At 65.7% G+C, this 19,278-nt stretch carries 16 protein-coding genes and 2 riboswitches; of the genes, 10 read left to right on the top strand and 6 right to left on the bottom strand.

Features of this window, described 5'->3' with window-relative positions:
- Positions 1–19 precede the first annotated feature (19 nt).
- Entirely contained in the window at positions 20–1,396 is a 1,377-nt protein-coding gene (locus tag JYG34_RS11825; protein ID WP_213660844.1) for an oligosaccharide flippase family protein, read from the bottom strand.
- A gap of 95 nt (positions 1,397–1,491) precedes the next feature.
- On the opposite strand from JYG34_RS11825, the gene JYG34_RS11820 reads away from it, so the two are divergent.
- From JYG34_RS11820 to galE, 3 genes are all read left to right on the top strand, one after another.
- Complete coding sequence (locus tag JYG34_RS11820) at positions 1,492–3,018, top strand: O-antigen ligase family protein (RefSeq protein WP_213660843.1); 1,527 nt, start codon at positions 1,492–1,494, stop codon at positions 3,016–3,018.
- 5 nt (positions 3,019–3,023) lie between these two features.
- Entirely contained in the window at positions 3,024–5,624 is a 2,601-nt protein-coding gene (locus JYG34_RS11815) for a glycosyl hydrolase family 5 (RefSeq protein ID WP_213660842.1), read from the top strand.
- Positions 5,625–5,741: 117 nt separating this feature from the next.
- Complete coding sequence (galE, locus tag JYG34_RS11810; protein ID WP_213660841.1) at positions 5,742–6,704, top strand: UDP-glucose 4-epimerase GalE; 963 nt, start codon at positions 5,742–5,744, stop codon at positions 6,702–6,704.
- Between the two features lie 142 nt (positions 6,705–6,846).
- Here galE and JYG34_RS11805 read toward each other — a convergent pair whose 3' ends face one another.
- The gene (locus JYG34_RS11805) at positions 6,847–8,172 is read right to left on the bottom strand and encodes a sigma-54 dependent transcriptional regulator (protein ID WP_213660840.1); all 1,326 of its coding nucleotides are present in this window, start codon (positions 8,170–8,172) and stop codon (positions 6,847–6,849) included.
- Between the two features lie 334 nt (positions 8,173–8,506).
- On the opposite strand from JYG34_RS11805, the gene JYG34_RS11800 reads away from it, so the two are divergent.
- Positions 8,507–8,773: a hypothetical protein gene (locus JYG34_RS11800; protein WP_213660839.1), complete on the top strand. Its 267-nt coding sequence runs from the start codon at positions 8,507–8,509 to the stop codon at positions 8,771–8,773.
- Between the two features lie 95 nt (positions 8,774–8,868).
- Here JYG34_RS11800 and JYG34_RS11795 read toward each other — a convergent pair whose 3' ends face one another.
- Genes JYG34_RS11795 through cobW form a run of 4 tightly spaced genes read right to left on the bottom strand, consistent with a single transcriptional unit; the run spans position 8,869 to position 15,370 of the window.
- Positions 8,869–9,483 carry a vWA domain-containing protein gene (locus tag JYG34_RS11795; protein ID WP_249746254.1) on the bottom strand — a complete coding sequence of 205 codons (615 nt, stop codon included), beginning with the start codon at positions 9,481–9,483 and terminating at the stop codon, positions 8,869–8,871.
- A 53-nt stretch (positions 9,484–9,536) separates the two neighbouring features.
- Complete coding sequence (locus JYG34_RS11790; RefSeq protein ID WP_213660838.1) at positions 9,537–10,535, bottom strand: ATP-binding protein; 999 nt, start codon at positions 10,533–10,535, stop codon at positions 9,537–9,539.
- Positions 10,536–10,537: 2 nt separating this feature from the next.
- Positions 10,538–14,299, bottom strand: a complete 3,762-nt coding sequence (cobN, locus tag JYG34_RS11785) for a cobaltochelatase subunit CobN (protein ID WP_213660837.1) — start codon at positions 14,297–14,299, stop codon at positions 10,538–10,540.
- A gap of 3 nt (positions 14,300–14,302) precedes the next feature.
- Positions 14,303–15,370: a cobalamin biosynthesis protein CobW gene (cobW, locus tag JYG34_RS11780; protein WP_213660836.1), complete on the bottom strand. Its 1,068-nt coding sequence runs from the start codon at positions 15,368–15,370 to the stop codon at positions 14,303–14,305.
- A 101-nt stretch (positions 15,371–15,471) separates the two neighbouring features.
- A riboswitch (cobalamin riboswitch) is annotated at positions 15,472–15,670 on the bottom strand.
- A 61-nt stretch (positions 15,671–15,731) separates the two neighbouring features.
- Positions 15,732–15,954, top strand: a riboswitch (cobalamin riboswitch).
- A gap of 107 nt (positions 15,955–16,061) precedes the next feature.
- On the opposite strand from cobW, the gene JYG34_RS11775 reads away from it, so the two are divergent.
- The 6 genes from JYG34_RS11775 (at position 16,062) to JYG34_RS11750 (ending at position 19,275) form a co-directional block, all read left to right on the top strand.
- The gene (locus tag JYG34_RS11775) at positions 16,062–16,247 is read left to right on the top strand and encodes a CbtB domain-containing protein (protein ID WP_011533637.1); all 186 of its coding nucleotides are present in this window, start codon (positions 16,062–16,064) and stop codon (positions 16,245–16,247) included.
- Between the two features lie 10 nt (positions 16,248–16,257).
- Positions 16,258–16,953: a CbtA family protein gene (locus JYG34_RS11770; protein ID WP_213660835.1), complete on the top strand. Its 696-nt coding sequence runs from the start codon at positions 16,258–16,260 to the stop codon at positions 16,951–16,953.
- Positions 16,953–17,363 carry a cobalamin biosynthesis protein gene (locus JYG34_RS11765; protein ID WP_213660834.1) on the top strand — a complete coding sequence of 137 codons (411 nt, stop codon included), beginning with the start codon at positions 16,953–16,955 and terminating at the stop codon, positions 17,361–17,363. The genes JYG34_RS11770 and JYG34_RS11765 overlap by 1 nt, the downstream gene beginning before the upstream one ends.
- Before the next feature lie 28 nt (positions 17,364–17,391).
- A complete protein-coding gene (gene cobM / locus JYG34_RS11760; RefSeq protein ID WP_213660833.1) occupies positions 17,392–18,144 on the top strand; it encodes a precorrin-4 C(11)-methyltransferase in 753 nt (250 codons plus the stop codon).
- A gap of 66 nt (positions 18,145–18,210) precedes the next feature.
- Complete coding sequence (locus tag JYG34_RS11755; protein ID WP_213660832.1) at positions 18,211–18,453, top strand: DUF1272 domain-containing protein; 243 nt, start codon at positions 18,211–18,213, stop codon at positions 18,451–18,453.
- 207 nt (positions 18,454–18,660) lie between these two features.
- On the top strand, positions 18,661–19,275 hold the full coding sequence (locus tag JYG34_RS11750) for a response regulator transcription factor (protein ID WP_213660831.1): 615 nt from the start codon (positions 18,661–18,663) through the stop codon (positions 19,273–19,275).
- Positions 19,276–19,278: the final 3 nt, after the last annotated feature.

Here is a 19,278-nt window from a genome sequence, read left to right as displayed (position 1 = left end):
CGAATCACTCGAAATGGTCTCAGAGCCAGTTGAAGAAGCTCGTCGCCAACGCGCCGCAGGCTGCGCCGACCGCAATCATCGGCAGCACCACGAGTTCGCGCTTGAGGTTGAACATGCCCAGCTTGCAATTGACGTAGACGATCAGCACCAGGGTCGGGAAGGAGTGCAAGGCAACGCCCCAGATCGCGTACTTCACGCCGCCGATGGCCAGCAACAACGGTAAGCCCACCCACAGCGCGACCATGCGGATGATGTTGTCCATGGCCTGGTACTTGGGATGCCCCAGGGCGATCCAGACCTGGTGCGCCAAGGTGTAGCGCAAGGTGAAGAACGACCATGACAGAATAGCCAGCATCGGCCCGGCAGCGGCGTAGCGCTCGTCGTACAACCAGCCGATCAGCATGGGGCTGGCGGTCAGGAACACACCGCAGGTGAACAGCATCACCAGGTCCACCAGCAGGCGCGAGCGGTGGTACAACGCCTTCAGCCGCTCGCTGTCGCCCGACCGGGTGGCCTCGCTGAAGGCCGGCAGCGCCACTGTGCCGACCACTTTCAGCAAGCCGGTCTGCAGCGAGCCGAGAATCAGCACCGCGATGGAGTACACGCCCAGCTCCGCGGTGGTCATGCTGGCGCCGAACCACATGCGGTCGCCGTACATCGCCAGCACACCGACGATCGACGACACCAGGATCCAGCGGCCGAACACCACCAACTCGGCCAGCGCCTCGCGGTCCCACTTCAGGCGGTGGACCGGCCCCTTGATCGCCAGGTGCCCGAGCAAGGTGCCCGCCAGGGCGCCGGCCAGGCCGGCGATCACCAGCGACCAGATGGAACGGGTGAAGTAGCCCAGGACCAGCATGGTGATCAAGCCCACGAGCTGCGAGCCCAGCTCCACCATCACCACGCGCTTCTGCTGGAACGTGCGCAGGGCGACGTCGATATTGGTCGACTGCAACCCGTAGATGATCGCCGACAAGCCGGTGACCGCCAGGATCATGGGCAGCTCCGGTGCCGCGTAGGTGGACCCCGCCGGCCACAGGTTGGCCAACTGGGACAGCCAGGCGCCCAGCGCCAGCAGCAAGGTGAGGACGAACAGGATGAAGCCGCGGATGATCTGCACGGTCCAGGCCGTGTTGAGGAACAGCGGATCGTCGCCGCGCGGGCTCTGGATGATGTTCTGGCGCAGGCCCACGTCGGAAAGCAGGTGCAGGAGCACCGAGACAGTGGTGGCGATGACCATGATCCCGAACATCTCCGGCAGCAGCAGCCGGGCCATGATCAGGTTGCCGCCCAGGCGCATCACCTGTGAGGCGACGAGGGAGAACACATTCCAGGCCCCGGCCCCTAACGCCCGCCTACGAAGGCTCCCCGATGCAGACGCTTCAACTGACGGCATGAGTTCGATCCCTGACTGGATGGCTAGAAGTCACTATAGTTTCAATCAGCCATGATGCTAGCCGTCGTCCACCACCGGATAGGTGAACACCGCCAATGCCTGAACATATTCGTGCGTTGATCGTCATTCTGTTTGCCGCCGGCGTCGTTTTCACGCTCGCCCGCCGCCCGGCGACAGACCTGATCCCCTACAGCGACTTCAAGCGGCGGCGCAACCTGTGGTTCGCCCTGACGCTGGTGGCGTTCTTCTCGTTCAGCTTCTGGGTGTACGCCGCCGCCGCGGCGCTGGTCATGTACCTGGCCGGAAGACGCGAGCGCAACACCATGGCGCTATTCTTCATGCTGTTGTTTCTCATTCCGCCCGCCTCGGTGCAGATACCCGGCTTCGGCGTCATCAACTACCTGCTCGACCTCAACCACCTGCGCCTGCTGAGCCTGTGCATCCTGCTGCCGGCGGCGCTGCACCTCAGCCGCCAGGGCGGCACGGTACGCCTGGGCCGGCTCTGGCCGGACAAGCTGCTGGTGGCGGGCGTGGTGCTCCTGACCTTGCTGTACCTGCGCGACACCACCCTCACCGACACCCTGCGCCAGGCGTTCTACCTGTATGTCGACGTGATCCTGCCGTACTACGTGGCCAGCCGCGCGCTCAAGACCCTTCAAGACTTCAAGGACGCCCTGCTGGCCTTCGTGCTCGCCTCGTTCGTCCTGGCGCTGATCGGGGTGGCCGAGTTCCTGCGTCACTGGCTGCTCTACGACGCGTTGCTCGACGCCATGGGCGTGCGTTGGGAGATGTCCAGCTACCTCAGCCGTGGCGGCTCGTTGCGGGCCAGCGCCACCACCGGCCAGGCCATCGCCCTGGGCTATGTCATCAGCGTGGCCGCCGGCCTGTACCTGTTCGTGCAGGGTTTCGTGCGCAGCGGCCTGCAACGCGCCCTGGGCGCCCTGCTGCTGGCGGCCGGCCTGGTCGCGCCACTGTCGCGCGGCCCTTGGATCGGCGCCGGGATCATCCTGGTGGCGTTCATCGCCACCGGCAGGAGCGCCGTCAAGCGCCTGATGCTGCTGGCCATGGCCGGCGTGCTGGCCCTGCCCCTGCTCACGGTGATGCCCGGTGGGCAGAAAGTGCTCGACCTGCTGCCGTTCATCGGCAATATCGAAAAAGAAAACATCACCTACCGCGAACGCCTGCTGGACAATTCGTGGATCGTCATCCAGCGCAACCCGCTGTTCGGTTCATTCGATTTTCGCAACACCCCGGAAATGCAGTCGATGATCCAGGGCGACGGCATCATCGACATCGTCAACACCTACGTGAGCCTGGCGCTCAGGGTCGGCCTGGTGGGCCTGGCGCTGTTCGTGGCGTTCTTCGTGGTCATCCTGGTGGGTATCCGCAAATCCATGCAAACCTTCCCCGACAAGGATGACCCGCAACGCCAGCTGGGACGGGCGCTGCTGGCGACACTGATCGGCATCATGGTGATCATCTTCACCGTCAGCAGCATTACCGTCATCCCCACCGTGTACTGGTCGGTGGGCGGGCTGGCCGTGGCCTATATCCAGATGGTCCGCCAGCAGCGCTATGCCCCTGACATCCAACTTTCCAATGCAGGCCTTCAACCCAGGTAAAAGCCATGACACGAGGTTTTCTGCGCCGCTTCATAGGGATATCGGCATGCGCTGGCCTGGTGTTGCTGCCAATGGCGGGCTGGGCGGCGGCCTGGAACGTCAGCGTCGACGAGCGCAATGGCTTGCCGGCCCTCACACGGGGTGGCGGGCCGACCATGGCGTCCAAGTTCGACTTCTGGGCGAAGGACTGGAGCTGGACAGGCTTCTACACCGCCTTCAAGGTCAACGGCCCCTATGACTACCGCCTTGAGGGCAAGAACCAGGAACTCGATTTCGACCTCGCGGCCCACATTCGCAAGACCTCCGCGCAAACCCTGACCTGGAATTTCGACCTGAATGCCCGCAGCCGCAAGGCGAACGTGATGGGTGGCGGTATCACCTTCCAGTTCGACCAGGCGCTGATCGACGGGGAAATGGGTGCCCCGGTGCTGCTGCCCGACAACCGCGGCTGGGCCTGGGGCGGCAATGGCCGGGCGCGGCGTATCGAAATGCGCTTCGAGCCAGCGCTGGCCAGGGTGTATTTCGAACGCGGCAACGCCAACGAAGTGCGGGCGTTTTTCTATCAGGACCCGATCCTGCCCGGCAAACAGCAGATCAAGGCCACCCTCGAAGTCAGCGGCGACATCACCCTGGGGCCAACCCCCACCGAGCGCTTCGGCCTCGTCGACCCCACGCGCTGGCCAGATGACCAGCTCGACTGGCGCACCTCGCCGGTCGACCTGTCGTTCCTCAACGAGGCGGAAAAGCCGGCCGGCAAGCGAGGTTTCGTCAAGGCGGCGGGCGAGCAGTTGGTGTTCGCCGACAACACTCCAGCCCGCTTCTGGGGCACCAACCTGTCGGCCTATGCGATCTTCAAGACCCCCGACGACGAAATCAGGCAACAGGCCAAGCGCCTGTCGGCACTGGGCTTCAACCTCGTGCGCATCCACCACCACGACTCGCCCTGGGTGAGCCCGAACATCTTCGGCGACGTCAATACCTTGCGCGACACCCAGCAACTGAGCGCCGAATCGCTGCGCAAGATCGACTGGTGGATCAAGTGCCTGAAAGAGGAAGGGGTCTATGTCTGGCTCGACCTTCACGTACAGCGCCCTCTCGCCGCCGCCGACCGGATCTATGGCTTCGACGAAGTGGCCAGGGGCGACCGGGCGATCGACCTCAAAGGCTACGCCTATGTAAACCCGACCATCCAGCAGGCGATGAAGCGCTTCGCCGAACAGTACCTGACCCACGTGAACACCTACACCGGCCTCGCCTACAAGGATGATCCGGCGATCGCCGCGATGTTGATCACCAACGAGAACGACATCACCCAGCACTTCGGCAATGCCTTGCTCGAGGACAAGAACGTACCCCAGCACAGCAAGCTCTACATGGACCAGGCCAAGGTGTTTGCGCTGCGCAACCAACTGCCCACGGAGACTATCTGGCAGGCCTGGGCACATGGCCCCTCGAAACTGTTCCTCAATGACCTGGAGCACCGTTTCAACGTCGACATGATCAAACACCTGCGCGGCCTGGGAGTGAAGGTGCCGATCGTCACCACCAGCACCTGGGGCGGCAACGGCCTGAGCGCCCTGCCGGCGCTGACCGCCGGCGACGTGATCGATGCGCACAGCTACGGCGGCGCTGGCCAGCTCGACCGCAATCCGCTGACCAGCGACGGCATGATCAACTGGATCGCCGCCGCCCAGGTGGTGGGCATGCCGCTGACGGTCACCGAGTGGAACGCCGAGCCCTTCCCCACACCCGACCGCCACTCGCTACCCCTGTATGTGGCGGCGACCGCCCGGCACCAGGGCTGGGATGCGCTGATGCAGTACGCCTACAGCCAGCAGGCCCTGACCGAAGGCTGGCGCACGGCCGACAACTGGCACGCCTACAACGACCCGGCGATGCTCGCCACCCTCCCCGCTGCGGCATTGCTCTATCGCCGGGGCGACGTGCAGCCGGCGAGCACCCGCTATGTCTTCGCGCCACCGTCGAGCATGCTCTTCGGCCAGGAGATCACCCCCGCCAACTCGGCGTTGCTGCGCACCGCCATGACCAAGGGCCGGCTGCAGGTCGCCATGCCCGCCACCCCCGTGCTGCCGTGGCTGCATGCCAGCGCGATACCCGCCGATGCCAAGGTGCTGCGCGACCCCGACCAGTCACTGATCGAGGCCAACGCCGCCGAGGCGACCACCGACACCGGCGAGCTCAAGCGCAACTGGCAGCAAGGGCTCTATACCATCGACACGCCCCTGACCCAGGCGGCCACCGGTTGGCTTGGCGGCCAGTCGGTCAACCTGAGGGATATCCAGGTACAGCTGAAAACCCCTTATGCCAGCGTCGTTGTGCAAAGCCTGGACGCCAAGCCGCTCACCCAGTCCCGCAGCCTGCTGGTTTCGCTGGGTAGCCGGGCGGTGCCCAGGGCGGATGACAAGACGCCTTTCCGTGTCGAACCCCTCGAAGGCAGGCTGTCCATCAAGGCCGCCCAGGGCCTGAAACTCTACAGCCGCGACGCCTCTGGCAAACAGAGCAAGCTCCCCGTGACCTACAAGGATGGCCGCTACAACCTGCGCCTCGACGGCCAGCGGATGACCAATTGGCTGTTCCTGAAATAGCCATCTAGAGTCTCAGAAGACCTGTTCTGGCAGCCTGTGACCGGGGCCGCCGACAAGCCACCGCTCCCAGCGCGCGTCAGGGAAGGTTGCACAGGCAAAGGAATCCAGGAGGTTTGCATGAATTTTCTGGTTGTCGGCGGTGCAGGCTACATCGGTTCGCACATGGTCAAGCACCTGCTGTGGGCCAACCATCAGGTGGTGGTGGCGGACACAGCGCCCACCCGTCCGGGGATCCACTGGGTGCAACTGGACATCGCCAATGTCCACGCATTGGACACGCTGCTCGCCGAATACCGTTTCGACGCGGTGTTTCACTTCGCCTCGTACATCCAGGTGAGCGAATCCGTCGCTGACCCCGGCAAGTACTACCAGAACAACGTTGCGGCCACCCTGACGCTGCTGCAAGCCATGGTGCGGGCTGGTATCGACAAACTGGTGTTCTCCTCCACGGCGGCCGTGTATGGCGACCCGGTGGCAACGCCCATCGATGAAGAACACCCCAAGGCACCGATCAATCCCTACGGGCGCAGCAAATGGATGGTCGAGCAGCTGCTAGCGGATTTCGACCGAGCCTATGGCCTGAGGTCGGTGTGCCTGCGCTACTTCAACGCTGCCGGCGCGGACCCGGAGGGGCAACTGGGCGAATGCCACGATCCCGAGACGCACCTGATCCCGCTGATCCTGCAGGCTGCCGCGGGCAGGCGCCCGGCGATCACGGTGTATGGCCGTGACTACGACACTCCGGATGGCACCTGTATTCGCGACTATGTGCATGTCGCCGACCTGGCCTCGGCCCATGCACTGGCGGTGGACTACTTGGTCGCCGGTGGCGCGAGCTCGGCGTTCAACCTCGGCAATGGCCAGGGTTTCTCGGTGCAGCAGGTGATCGATGCCGCACGCCATGTGACGGGGCGGCCGATCGATATCAGCGATGCACCCCGTCGCCCTGGCGACCCGCCCAGGCTGGTGGCCGATGCCGGCAAGGCAAGGCAGGTGCTCGGCTGGACGCCGCAGTTCGACTCGCTGGAGCAGATCGTGGCCCATGCCTGGCGCTGGGAGCTCAAGTTTCCCTGGCGTTGACATTCGGCTGCGCTGTCGCCGTTTGTAGGAGCGGCTTTAGCCGCGATACGGGCAGCGCGATAGCCGGCACCCGCTTCGCGGGTGATCGCGGCTGAAGCCGCTCCTACAGAGGCTGCGTCAGATCTGTGAGGGCTCTTCTTCGTCAGCGAATCTGATGTTTGTGCAGCAACCGATAGAACGTTGGCCGCGAAACCCCCAGCACCCTGGCCGCCACGCTCAGGTTGTTGCTGTGGCGGTTGAGTACATCGCACAACGCCTGGCGCTCCGCGCGTTGCTTGTAATCTTCGAGCGTTCCCAACGGTTGCTCCAACTCGCGCACCTCGTGCAACCCCAGGTCCTTCGCCTCGATCTGCCGCCCCTCGGCCAGCACCAGGCCACGCCGCACCCGGTTGGCCAGCTCGCGCACATTGCCCGGCCAGTCGTGCCGGCCCATGGCGGCCAGCGCGCTGTCACTGAACGAGCGAGGGCGCCGGCCGGTTTCCAGGCTGTAGAAGTCGGCGAAATGGCTGGCGAGCATCGGCATGTCGCCGTGACGGTCACGCAGCGGCGCAGTCACCACTTGCAGGACGTTGAGCCGGTAGTACAGGTCTTCGCGAAAACGCCCCTGTTCGATGGCTTTCTCCAGGTCCACATGGGTCGCCGCCAGGACCCGAACATCCACGGGGATCGGCTGGTTCGAGCCTACCCGCTCGATGTGTTTCTCCTGCAGAAAACGCAGCAGATTGGCCTGCAGTTCCAAGGGCAGGTCGCCGATTTCGTCGAGGAACAGGGTGCCGCCATTGGCCGCCTCGATACGCCCCACCTTGCGCTGGTGGGCTCCGGTGAACGCACCCTTCTCATGGCCGAACAGCTCGGACTGGATCAAGTGTTCGGGGATCGCGCCGCAATTGATCGCGATGAAGGGCTGGTCGCAGCGCTGCGACTGGCGGTGCAGGGTACGCGCCACCAACTCCTTGCCCGTACCGCTTTCACCACGGATCAATACCGGGGACTCGGTCGGCGCGAGCTTGCCGAGCAATTTGCGCAGTTCGCGGATGGGCCGGCTTTCGCCGAGCAGTTCGTGTTGGGGTTGGTCAAGGTGCATGGCGCCCTTGCCGCGCAAGCGCGCCATGCCAAAGGCCCGCCCGAGGGTGACCTGGACCCGCGACACGTCGAACGGCAGCGTGTGGAAGTCGAAAAACCATTCACAGACGAAATCGCCGACGTTCTGCATGCGCAGTTCCTCGGCGCTGAGCACGGCGATCCACTCGGTATTGCTGCGCTTGATCATATCCTTGACCGCGTCGGGATGACGCAGGTGTTGCGCCTGCAAGCGCAGCACCCCCACATCGCACGGGTGCTCCAGAGCGGTGTCGAGGACACTGCTGCGCACTTCCCAGCCGATGTCGCGCAGGCCCGGAAGCAGCTGGTGACACTCGTCGCACGGGTCGACGATCAGCAAACGGCGCTGGGATGCAGATTCAGGCATGACCATTCCTTGGCGCCACATAATGGTTTTTTCCGAAGAAACAGTACTTTGCGACGCCCGACTTAACAGTAGCAATGAACTTGACAGCCCCCACTACCGTTGGTCAGCCCAGCCATCGCACTGCGCCACACCTTGGAATTATCGCTAACTATCGACGTCACATTCGGCGATGCGGATAAACGGATAAAGGGACTTCGATAAAAAATTTTCAAACTCGGTGTGACTCCAACCCTGATCTGGAGCATCAGTACGAATAACCCCGCGCTGTACCCTTGCCTGGCATAACACCGCGGAACCTGTATTTCGCTGTTTGGGACCATAGAGAGACCGAACCATGAACGCCCCGCTCCGTGTCAACGAAGCACTGCTGATTGCCGACCACGCCTTCGAACCCTTCCAGTGCGTCGCCTGGGATGCCCCCAACGGCACGGGCGAGCTGAGCCTGGCGGTAATCGACCGGACCAGCACCCGTATCGGCGCCAAGCAAGTCTCCTCGCGGGTGTATTCCGACCCAGCGCAATGGGCCTGCCTGATCGAGGAAGTACGCGCGGAACTGTGCCAGAAAGGTTATGACCTGCAACCCTGGTCGATGCCGAAATAAACACAGGTGCGCGCAGTTCGCGCACTTGTGCAATTCCCGCAGGGCCTACGTCATAACTTTCCTGCGGCTGCGACATACTGTCGCGCGCACCCTGTTTAATTGATCAGCGCGAACGTTTCTATATGCCGATATTCGGCCTGTAGTTGTTCGGCAAGTTGCCCTGCCCGCCCCACGCGTACTGCCGCCAGTTCCATGTCCACCAATAAAGTGGCGCATGGCAATGGCTGCGGCGTGGCCCACTGACGCAACCGACCGTCGGTCAGTATCAGGCAGCGGTGCACTTCGTGCGGCAGACGTTTGCGTCGTGCCAGCAGCCAGTGGCGCGCCTCCTCCAGCGCGGCGAACAAAGGCGTGCCACCACCCGCCCCCAGCCCCTGCAGCCAAGGTTGCAACGCCGCCGAAGCCTTGAGGCCGTGGCGCTGCCAGTGTGGCCGGTTGCCGCTTGCGGTGAGCAGTGCCAGGCGCGCCCGTTGCCGGTAGGCCTGGTCGAACAGCTCGGCCAGCAGCCCCTTGGCCTGGGCCAGGGCCTGATGGCGACGGGTCGAGGCCGACGCGTCGACAATCACCAGCCACAACGCGGGCCCGTCGGCCTGACGTTGCTGCCAGCATAGATCCTGGCGCTGTCGAGGCCGGCCCTTGAGCAAAGTGGGCAACCAGGCGATTCGCCCGCCATCGGCCACGCGTGGGCGGCCACGGGAGGCTCCCTTCAACTGACCTGCGCGGGGCCTGGCATCCGCCGCCTGGGTGTTGCGCGGGCGGATGCTCAGGGCTTTTTTGCCCAGTTCGGCACCTCACGCCGCGCACCGCCGGCCACCGGCTGTGGCGGCAATGCGCCCCAGTCGCCCTGCCCTTGTTCACGCTCCCGCCCCTGCGACGGCTCAGCCGCACCGGCCGGCGCCGGTTGTTGCGCATCGGCGCGCCGACGGTGACGCAAGGCGAACTCGGCCACCGCATCGACATCAGCCACCTCGATGGACACGCTGCCGCGCCAGGCGGCATGGGCCCGGGCAGCGCGCAGCCAGACCAGGTCGGCACGTAGGCCATCGACGCCGGCAGCAAAACAGCGTTCGGTGATCCAGGCCAGGGCCTGGTCATCCAGGGGAATCGAAGCCAGTTGCCCGCGCGCCGCGTGACAACGCTCACGCAGCTGCGCCTGTGCTTGCGCCCATTCGGCGCAAAATGCCTCGGGGTCGCTGTCGAACGCCAGGCGTCGCCGGATGATCTGCTGCCGGGCCTCGGGCGCCGGCAAGCCGTCGAGGGCGACATTCAGGCCGAAACGATCGAGCAACTGCGGGCGCAGCTCACCTTCTTCCGGGTTCATGGTGCCGATCAGCACGAAGCGGGCGGCATGGCGATGGGAGATGCCATCGCGCTCGACCCGGTTGGTCCCGCTGGCGGCCACATCCAGCAGCAGGTCCACCAGCGGGTCGGGCAGCAGGTTGACCTCGTCGACGTACAACACGCCACCATCGGCATGGGCCAGCACCCCCGGCGAGAAACGCGCCTGGCCCTGGCCCAGGGCGGCATCCAGGTCGAGGGTGCCGACCAGGCGCTCCTCGGTCGCGCCCAGCGGCAAGGTCACGAACGGCCCATCACCAAGCAGATCGGCCAGACCCCGGGCCAAGGTGCTCTTGGCCATGCCACGCGGGCCCTCGATCAGCACACCGCCGATCTTCGGGTCGATGGCCGTCAGGCACAGGGCCAGCTTGAGATCATCGGCGCCAACCACGGCGGCCAGGGGGAATTGCACGGGTTCGCTCATGTTCAGCTGTCTTCCTCGCCATCGAGCAACTGCTGCTCGAGGCTGTCGCGGTAGTCGCCCGGTTCCTGCCACAGCCCTCGCTGCTGGGCCTCCAGCAGGCGTTCGGTGAGGTCACGCAGGGCCTCGGGGTTGTGCTCGCGCATGAAATCACGGGTGGCCGGGTCGAGCACATAGGCATCGGCCAGGCCCTGGTAATGATGGTCGTCGATCAGGTGGGTGGTGGCGTCGAAGGCAAACAGGTTGTCCACCGTCGCGGCCAGCTCGAACGCACCTTTATAGCCATGACGCTTGGTGCCGTCGATCCACTTGGGGTTCAGGGCGCGGGCGCGGATCACCCGGTTCAGCTCTTCCTTCAAGGTGCGGATGCGCGGCCGGTCGGCCTGACTGTGATCGCCGTGGTAACTGGCCCGGGCGCTGCCGGCCAGGGTTTCGGCGGCGGCCAGCATGCCGCCCTGGAACTGGTAGTAGTCGTTGGAGTCGAGCAGGTCGTGCTCGTGGTTGTCCTGGTTCTGCAGCACCGCCTGCACTTGGCTGAGGCGCTGGGCGAACTGGGCGCGGGCCGGGGTGCCCTCGTCGCTGGCGCCATAGGCGTAGCCACCGTGGTTGAGGTAGACCTCGGCCAGGTCGTCGCGGCTGTGCCACAGGCGCCCGTCGATGGCGTTCTGCACGCCCGCGCCGTAGGCACCGGGCTTGGCGCCGAAGACCCGCCAGCCGGCCTGGCGGGCGGCCTGCTCGGCGTCCACGCCATCGTTCAGCCATTTCTCTCGCTCTGTTCGCACACGGGCGGCCAGCGGGTTGAGATCGTCCGGCTCATCCAGCGCGGCCACCGCCTGCACCGCCGCGTCGAACAGCCGGATCAGGTTGCCGAAGGCATCGCGGAAGAAGCCCGAAACGCGCAAGGTCACATCGACCCGCGGGCGGTCGAGCAAGCTCAGCGGCAGGATCTCGAAGTCGTCCACCCGCTGGCTACCCGTCGCCCACACCGGGCGCACGCCCATCAGCGCCATCGCCTGGGCGATGTCGTCGCCGCCGGTGCGCATGGTCGCCGTGCCCCACACCGACAGCCCCAGTTGTCGCAGGTGGTCGCCGTGGTCCTGCAGGTGACGTTCGAGGATCAGGTTGGCCGAGGCGAAGCCCAGGCGCCAGGCCGTGGTGGTCGGCAGGTTGCGCACATCGACGGTATAGAAGTTGCGCCCGGTCGGCAGTACGTCAAGCCGCCCACGGCTGGGTGCGCCACTGGGGCCGGCGGGCACGAAACGCCCGGCCAGGGCGGCCAGCAGGCCATCGATCTCAGCGTCGCCGCACGCGTCCAGGTTGGGCGCGACCTCTTCGCACAGGGCGCGCAGCACCTCCCGTACAGGCTGCCAGCACGGTGCATCCGGCAGGCCGACATCACCCGCCAGCGCCTGCTCGATCAAGGTGACCGCCAGCAGCTCAAGGCGCTCGCGGGTATCGCCCTGGGTACGCCACAGCCCTGAATCGCACGCCTGCAACGCTGCCGGGCGCGGCCCTTGCCAGGCCTGACCCAGGTCGCAATCGAGTGGGTCGAAGCCCAGCGCCAGCGCCTTGGCCAAGGCGCGGATCAGGCTGGCGTTGCCGCCCTTGCCGTCCCCCCGCTCGACCCGCAGCAGCGCCAGCAAGGTATCGCTGCGCAAGCGCCCCAGGGGCGACTGGCCGAACACATGCAGGCCATCGCGGATCTGCGATTCCTTCAGGTCGCACAGGTAGGTGTCCAGGCGCGGCAGCCACACCGCCGCGTCTTCCAGCTGCCCTTCGAGCTGCAGCTCGCGGTCGATATGGTTGGCCTTGACCAGTTCCAGAATGTCGCGCTGCAGTTCACGGGCGCGGCGCGGGTCGAGCAGTTGGGCCTCGTAGTACTCGTCCGCCAGTTGCTCCAGATGACGCAGCGGGCCGTAGGTTTCGGCGCGGGTCAGCGGCGGCATCAGGTGGTCGATGATCACCGCCTGGGTGCGCCGCTTGGCCTGGGCGCCTTCGCCCGGGTCATTGACGATGAACGGGTAGATGTTCGGCAGCGGGCCGAGCAACGCATCCGGCCAGCATTCATTGGACAGGCCCACGCCCTTGCCCGGCAGCCACTCCAGGTTGCCGTGCTTGCCGACATGGATCACCGCGTCGGCGGCGTAGCCGTTGCGCAGCCAGAAATGGAACGCCAGATAGCCATGGGGCGGCACCAGGTCCGGGTCGTGGTACACCGCGCTGGGGTCGACCTGGTAGCCCCGGGCCGGCTGAATGCCGACGAAAGTCAGGCCATAGCGCAGCCCGGCGACCATCATCCGCCCCGAGCGGAACATCGGGTCCTTTTCGGGTGGCCCCCACCGTTCGAGCACCGCGCGCTGGTTCGCCTCGGGCAATGCGCCGAAGGCACTCTGGTAGTCCGCCAGGCTCAGGCTCTGGGCGCAGGGGCGTTGGTCCAGGTGGTCGAGGTCGTTGGTCACCCCGCCGAGCAACTGGTGGATCAGCTCGGTACCGCTGCCCGGCAGGCCGGCCACCGGATAGCCCTGCGCCTGCAGGGCCTGGAGAATGTTCAAGGCAGCGCCTGGGGTATCCAGGCCGACACCGTTGCCGATACGCCCATCGCGGGTCGGGTAGTTGGCCAACACCAGGGCGATGCGTTTTTCCTGGTTGTCCAGGCGCGCCAGTTCCACCCAGCGCCGCGCCAGCTCGGCGACGAAGTCCATGCGTTCAGGGTGGGCCCGATAGCAGACCACATCGGACTGGCTGCGCTCGCTGCGCCAGGCCAGGTCCTTGAAGCTGACCGGCCGGGTGATGATGCGCCCGTCCAGTTCCGGCAAGGCGATGTGCATGGCCAGGTCGCGAGCGCCCAGCCCCTGCTCGCTCTGCTCCCAGGCCGGTTGGTTGTCCTGGGCGCAGATCGCCTGCAACACCGGCACGTCGCGGCGCAACGGGCGCAGGTTGGGCTGCTCGGGGCTGGACAAAGCGAAGCCGGTGGTATTGATCACCACCTCGGCCTCGACCTCGTCGAGCCAGTTTTCAACCTGATCGAGGCAAGCGCGCTCCTTGAGGCTGGCCACGGCGATCGGCAGCGGATTCAGGCCGCAGGCCTGCAGGCGCTGGCAGAACACATCGATGAAGGCCGTGTTGGCGGCTTGCAAGTGCGAGCGATAGAACAGCAACGGTGCCACCGGGAACGCCGGGTTCCACTCGGTGTACCAGTCCTCCAGCACCGCGCTGGCCTTGCCCGGGTGGTACACCGCTGTGCGCGGCAACGGTTGCGGTTCTTGCCACGGGTAGTCACGCCCGAGCCATAGGCTGGCCAGGCAATTGAACAGGTTGACGGCATTGGCCTTGCCGCCCTGGCGCAGGTAGTGCCAGAGCCGCTCGGCCTGCTCGCCACGCACCGTGCCCAGGTCGGTCAGTTCCGGATCGGGGCGATCATCGCCTGGGACCAGAATCAGCTGAACACCCCGGTTGGCCAGTTCCACCAACTGCTCGACACCGTAGCGCCAGTAACCGACGCCACCGTGCAGCGAGACCAGGATCACCTTGGCGTGGCGCAGCACCTCGTCGATATAGAGGTCGACCGAGGCATGGTTCTGCACCTGCATGGGGTTGGCCAGGCGCAGGCTGGGAAAATCATCCGGCAACTGCTCGGCGGTTTCGGCCAGCAGTGCCAGGTGCGAGTCACCGCTGCAGAGGATCACCAGCTCGGCAGGGGTCTGACCAAGGTCGGCGATGCTGTCGTCCGGCACGAAGCCGCCGGGCTGGGTCCGCAGCAGGTGCATGGGTCAGGCGCCCAGGGCCTGGCGCAGGCGCGCTTCCAGTTGTGCGGCGTCGAGGTCCTGGCCAATCAGCACCAGGCGGGTGATACGCGGTTCCTCGCTGCGCCAGGCGCGGTCGAAGTGCTTGTCGAAGCGGGTGCCCACGCCCTGGATCAGCAGGCGCATCGGCTTGCCGGGAATGGCGGCGAAGCCCTTGGCGCGCAGGATGCCGAACTCGGTGACCAGTTGCGTGAGGGCGTCGAGCAGCAGGCTTTCGTCGGCTTCGGGCAGGTCGATGGAGATGGAGTCGAAGGCGTCGTGGTCATGGTCGTCGTGGTCATCGCCATCGTGGTGCGAGTCGTGGTGGGTGCGGCGGCCATCGATATGCGCTTCGGCCTCGGCCCCCACACCCAACAGCACCTCAAGCGGCAAGCGACCGCTGCTGGCCTCGATCACCTTGACCGCCGGCGGCAGTTCCTCGGCCACCTCTGTGCGGACCTTGGCCAGGCCCTCGGCGTCGATCAGGTCGGCCTTGTTCAGCACCACCAGGTCGGCGCTGGCCAGTTGGTCGGCGAACAGTTCGTGCAGGGGCGACTCGTGGTCGAGGTTGGGGTCGAGTTTGCGCTGGGCGTCGACCTGCTCCGGATAGGCGGCGAAGGTGCCCGCGGCCACGGCCGGGCTGTCGACCACGGTGATCACCGCGTCGACGGTACAGGCGTTGCGGATTTCCGGCCACTGGAAGGCCTGGACCAACGGTTTGGGCAACGCCAGGCCGCTGGTCTCGATGAGGATGTGGTCCAGGTCGCCACGGCGGGCCACCAGTTCGCGCATCACCGGGAAGAACTCTTCCTGCACGGTGCAGCACAGGCAACCGTTGGCCAGCTCATAGACCCGGCCATTGGCTTCTTCTTCGCTGCAACCAATGCTGCACTGCTTGAGAATTTCGCCATCAATGCCCAGCTCGCCGAACTCGTTGACGATCACCGCGATGCGGCGGCCCTGGGCGTTGTCCAGCATATGGCGGAGCAAGGTGGTCTTGCCCGAGCCGAGGAAGCCGGTAACGATGGTGACGGGGAGCTTGGCCAGTGTTTTCATGTCGCGGTGCCCTTGGCGGCTGTGGCGCGGGCATGCAGGACGATAGCCACGGGCCTTGCCGGCATGGCTGGTTCGCCACCGGATCACCCCGCCCGGTTGAAAGTCGAAAACGTCACGAGGCAGGTCTCCTGGCTCGCACTGTGCCGGCAGAATTGCCTGCTGGATGGCGCCTTCCCGCGCGTGCGCAGTGGCTGTGCCGATCCGTTCCAGTGCCTACAGTTGCGGGGGCAGCCGCGGCATCGACCGCGTTCCCGTCTTAGCTCCGGCCAACGCCGGAGAACCTCGAAGCGGCAAGGCTACGCAGAGCCTGGCTTGCGGTCAACCGCCGCCGCCATTGACGCAATGGTTCGCCCCATGATCTGCTAGCGCATTGCGTTCAGGTGCCCCCTTGGGGTGAAACGGGAAACCGGTGCGTCACGTGCCTCTTCGAGAGGCCGGACAATGCCGGTGCTGCCCCCGCAACGGTAAGCGAGTGAAGCGTCTTGACCACTGTGCCCGTCGTCTCGGCATGGGAAGGTGACGCCAACAACGGAGCCCAACTCCACCTCGCCAGCCCGGAGACCGGCCTGACACCACATGAACACCCCGCGGTGGGCGGGCGCTGTCGCATACCTGGGCGAGCTTCGCCCGGGGTCGCCGCGCTTGCCCGTTGCCCCAATACCTGACAAAAGCAACAGCAGAGGAACGCGTCATGCCCATCACCAGCACGAAACACAGCATCGCCACCCCCGTCAGCCTCAGCCAGCGCATGATCGTCGCCGTCGGCGCCAGCCTGCTCGGCCTGTGCCTGGTCTACTTCGCCGGCTTCTCGCACATCGAGGCGGTGCACAACGCCGCTCACGACACCCGCCACAGCGCCGCCTTCCCCTGCCACTGAGTACGCCCGCATGATCACGCGCATCGCCCGTACCGCGGGCTTCAGCGGGCTGCTGGCCGCCCTGCTGCTGACCCTGCTGCAAAGCTTCTGGGTGGCCCCGCTGATTCTCCAGGCGGAAACCTACGAGAATGCGGCCCCCGCCGCCGAACACCACGAACATGGCGAAGCCGCCACGCCCCACGAACATGAGCACAGCGCTGAAGCCTGGGCGCCGGAAGATGGCTGGCAGCGCGTGCTGTCCACCACCGGCGGCAACCTGGTGGTGGCGGTCGGCTTCGCCCTGATCCTCGCCGCGCTGTACAACCTGCGCGAGCCTGGCCGTGTCAGCACCGGCGCGCTCTGGGGCCTGGCCGGCTTCGCCGTGTTCTGCCTGGCCCCGACCCTGGGCCTGCCGCCCGAACTGCCCGGCACCGCAGCCGCCGACCTGGGCCAACGGCAGACGTGGTGGGTCGGCACCGCCGCCGCCACCGCCGCCGGCCTGGCGCTGCTGGTATTCGCCCACCACTGGCTGTTCAAGGTGCTCGGTGTCGCCCTGCTGGTCATCCCCCATGTCATCGGCGCGCCGCAGCCACCCGTGCATGAAAGCCTGGCACCGGAAGCCCTCGAAACGCAGTTCAAGATCGCCTCCTGGCTGACCAACGCTGCATTCTGGCTGGCGCTGGGCCTGCTCAGCGCCTGGCTCTACCGTCGCGCCAGCCACGCTTGATGCCTCTGCATCCCGCTCAGCCGGCGTTGTACGCCGGCTTTGGCTGCCGTCGCGGCTGCCCGGTCGAGACGTTGTCGGTGTTGTTGCGCCAGACCCTGACCCAGCACGCCCTGCCGCTTTCCTGCCTGCGCGGTATCGCCAGCATCACACCCAAGGCGCGGGAACCCGGCCTGCTGGCCTTGGCTGAGCGCCTGGGGTTGCCGTTCATCTGTTTCGATGCCCCGCATCTGCTTGGTTTCGAAGCGCAACTCACCCAGCGCTCCGCCACCGCCTACGCCCAGACCGGCTGCTGGGGCGTCGCCGAGAGCGCGGCACTGGCCCTGGCCGGCCAGGCATTCACGCCGCCACGCCTGCACATCCCACGGCAGGCTCTGGCTGGCGCTACCCTGGCCCTGGCCATCGGCGGATAATCCGCCCTTTCACCTGCAAGGAATTCCCATGACGGTCTATTTCATCGGCGCCGGCCCCGGCGACCCGGAACTGATCACGGTGAAGGGCCAGCGCCTGATCCGCCAATGCCCGGTGATCATCTATGCCGGTTCCCTGGTGCCCCCCGCCGTGCTCGAAGGGCATACCGCCCAGACCGTGATCAACAGCGCCGAACTGCACCTGGAACAGATCGTCGAGGCCATGCGCCAGGCCCACGCCGACGGGCACGATGTGGCTCGGGTGCACAGTGGCGATCCCAGCCTGTACGGCGCCATCGGCGAACAGATTCGTCACCTGCGCGAACTGGGCATCGATTACCAGATCGTGCCGGGCGTAACCGCGACCGCTGCCAGCGCCGCCCTGCTCGGCTGCGAGCTGACCCTGCCCGACGTGGCGCAAACGGTGATCCTTACCCGTTACGGTGACAGCTCGCCCATGCCACCCGGGGAGCAACTGGCCGACCTGGCCCGGCACGGCAGCACCCTGGCCATCCACCTGGGGGTTAAACACCTCGCGCGCATCGTCGAAGAGCTACTGCCCCACTACGGCGCCGAATGCCCCATCGCGGTGGTGCACCGCGCCACCTGGCCAGATCAGGACTGGGCCCGTGGCACCCTGGCGGACATCGTCGAGCGGGTGGCGAGCAAGGGCTTCCGGCGCACCGCGCTGATCCTGGTCGGCCATGTGCTGGGCGACGCCCCCTTCGCCGATTCGGCCCTGTACCGCGCCGGCCATGCCCACCTCTACCGGCCCGGCCCATGAGCCGTTTGCCCTCTCGCCTCGCGCCGTAGCACACTGGGGCTTTCCACGGATACCGGAAGCCCCACCATGCTCGAACTGCGCCCCAACTGCGAATGCTGCAACAGCGACCTGCCGGCCGAGAGCCCGGACGCCCTGATCTGCTCCTTCGAATGCACGTTCTGCCGCGCGTGCAATGATCGTCACTTCCACAACCAGTGCCCGAATTGCGGTGGCCAGCTGGTCTCGCGGCCGACCCGCACCGGCAAGGCGCTGGACAATAACCCTGCCTCCACCCTGCGGGTGGTCAAAAAGCACGCAGCCTGCGCCTGACCCTCTTCCCAGACAGCCTCAACGAAGGTGCGCTCCAGCCTTCGTTGTAGGATTTTTCAACAAAACAGCCGTGTATATTCAACACACCTATACTCGCCTATTACCAAGGATCCTGAATCCCCGTAAGGTGCGCGCTGCCTACAGCTGACCCGCGAACCGACATTCGACCAGAGACAGGAAACGGGTCCACATCAACAGGAGTTACCCATGACATCCGTGCTGTTGGTCGATGACCATCATATTGTCCGGCTGGCCGTGCGCATGCTGCTCCAAGGCGAGCGGTTCACCGTGGTCGGGGAGACTGGAAAAGGCAAGGACGCTGCGCGCCTTGCCGCTGAAACCAAGGCAGAGGTGGTGATTCTCGACATCGGCCTGCCCGACCTCGATGGCATGGAAGTGATCAAGCGCCTCAAGCTGCTCGAACCCGCGCCGCGGATCATGGTCCTCACCGGCCAGCCCGCCGACCTGTACGTGCGCCGCTGCATGGATGCCGGCATCAGTGCCTTCGTCAACAAGGACGAAGACCTCGACGCCCTGATCTTCGCCCTCAAGGCATTGGTGAAGGGCTACTCGACCTTTCCACAAATGGCAGTAAACGCCAACACCCTGGACAGCGAGAACGAGCGCCTGGGCAGCCTCTCCAACCGCGAGATGGAAGTGCTGCGCCGCCTGTGCGCCGGGCAGAGCAACAAACTGATCGGCGAGCAGATGAACCTCAGCGCCAAGACCATCAGCACCTACCGCGGCCGGATCCTGGAGAAGCTCAAGGCCGAGTCACTGGTGGAAATGGTCGACCTGGCCAAACGCAACAACGTGGTCTGACCG

Source organism: Pseudomonas entomophila (assembly GCF_018417595.1).
Lineage (GTDB): Bacteria > Pseudomonadota > Gammaproteobacteria > Pseudomonadales > Pseudomonadaceae > Aquipseudomonas > Aquipseudomonas entomophila_C.
The sequence above is the reverse complement of the archived record's forward strand: the minus strand, read 5'-3'. Positions and strand labels throughout refer to the sequence as shown.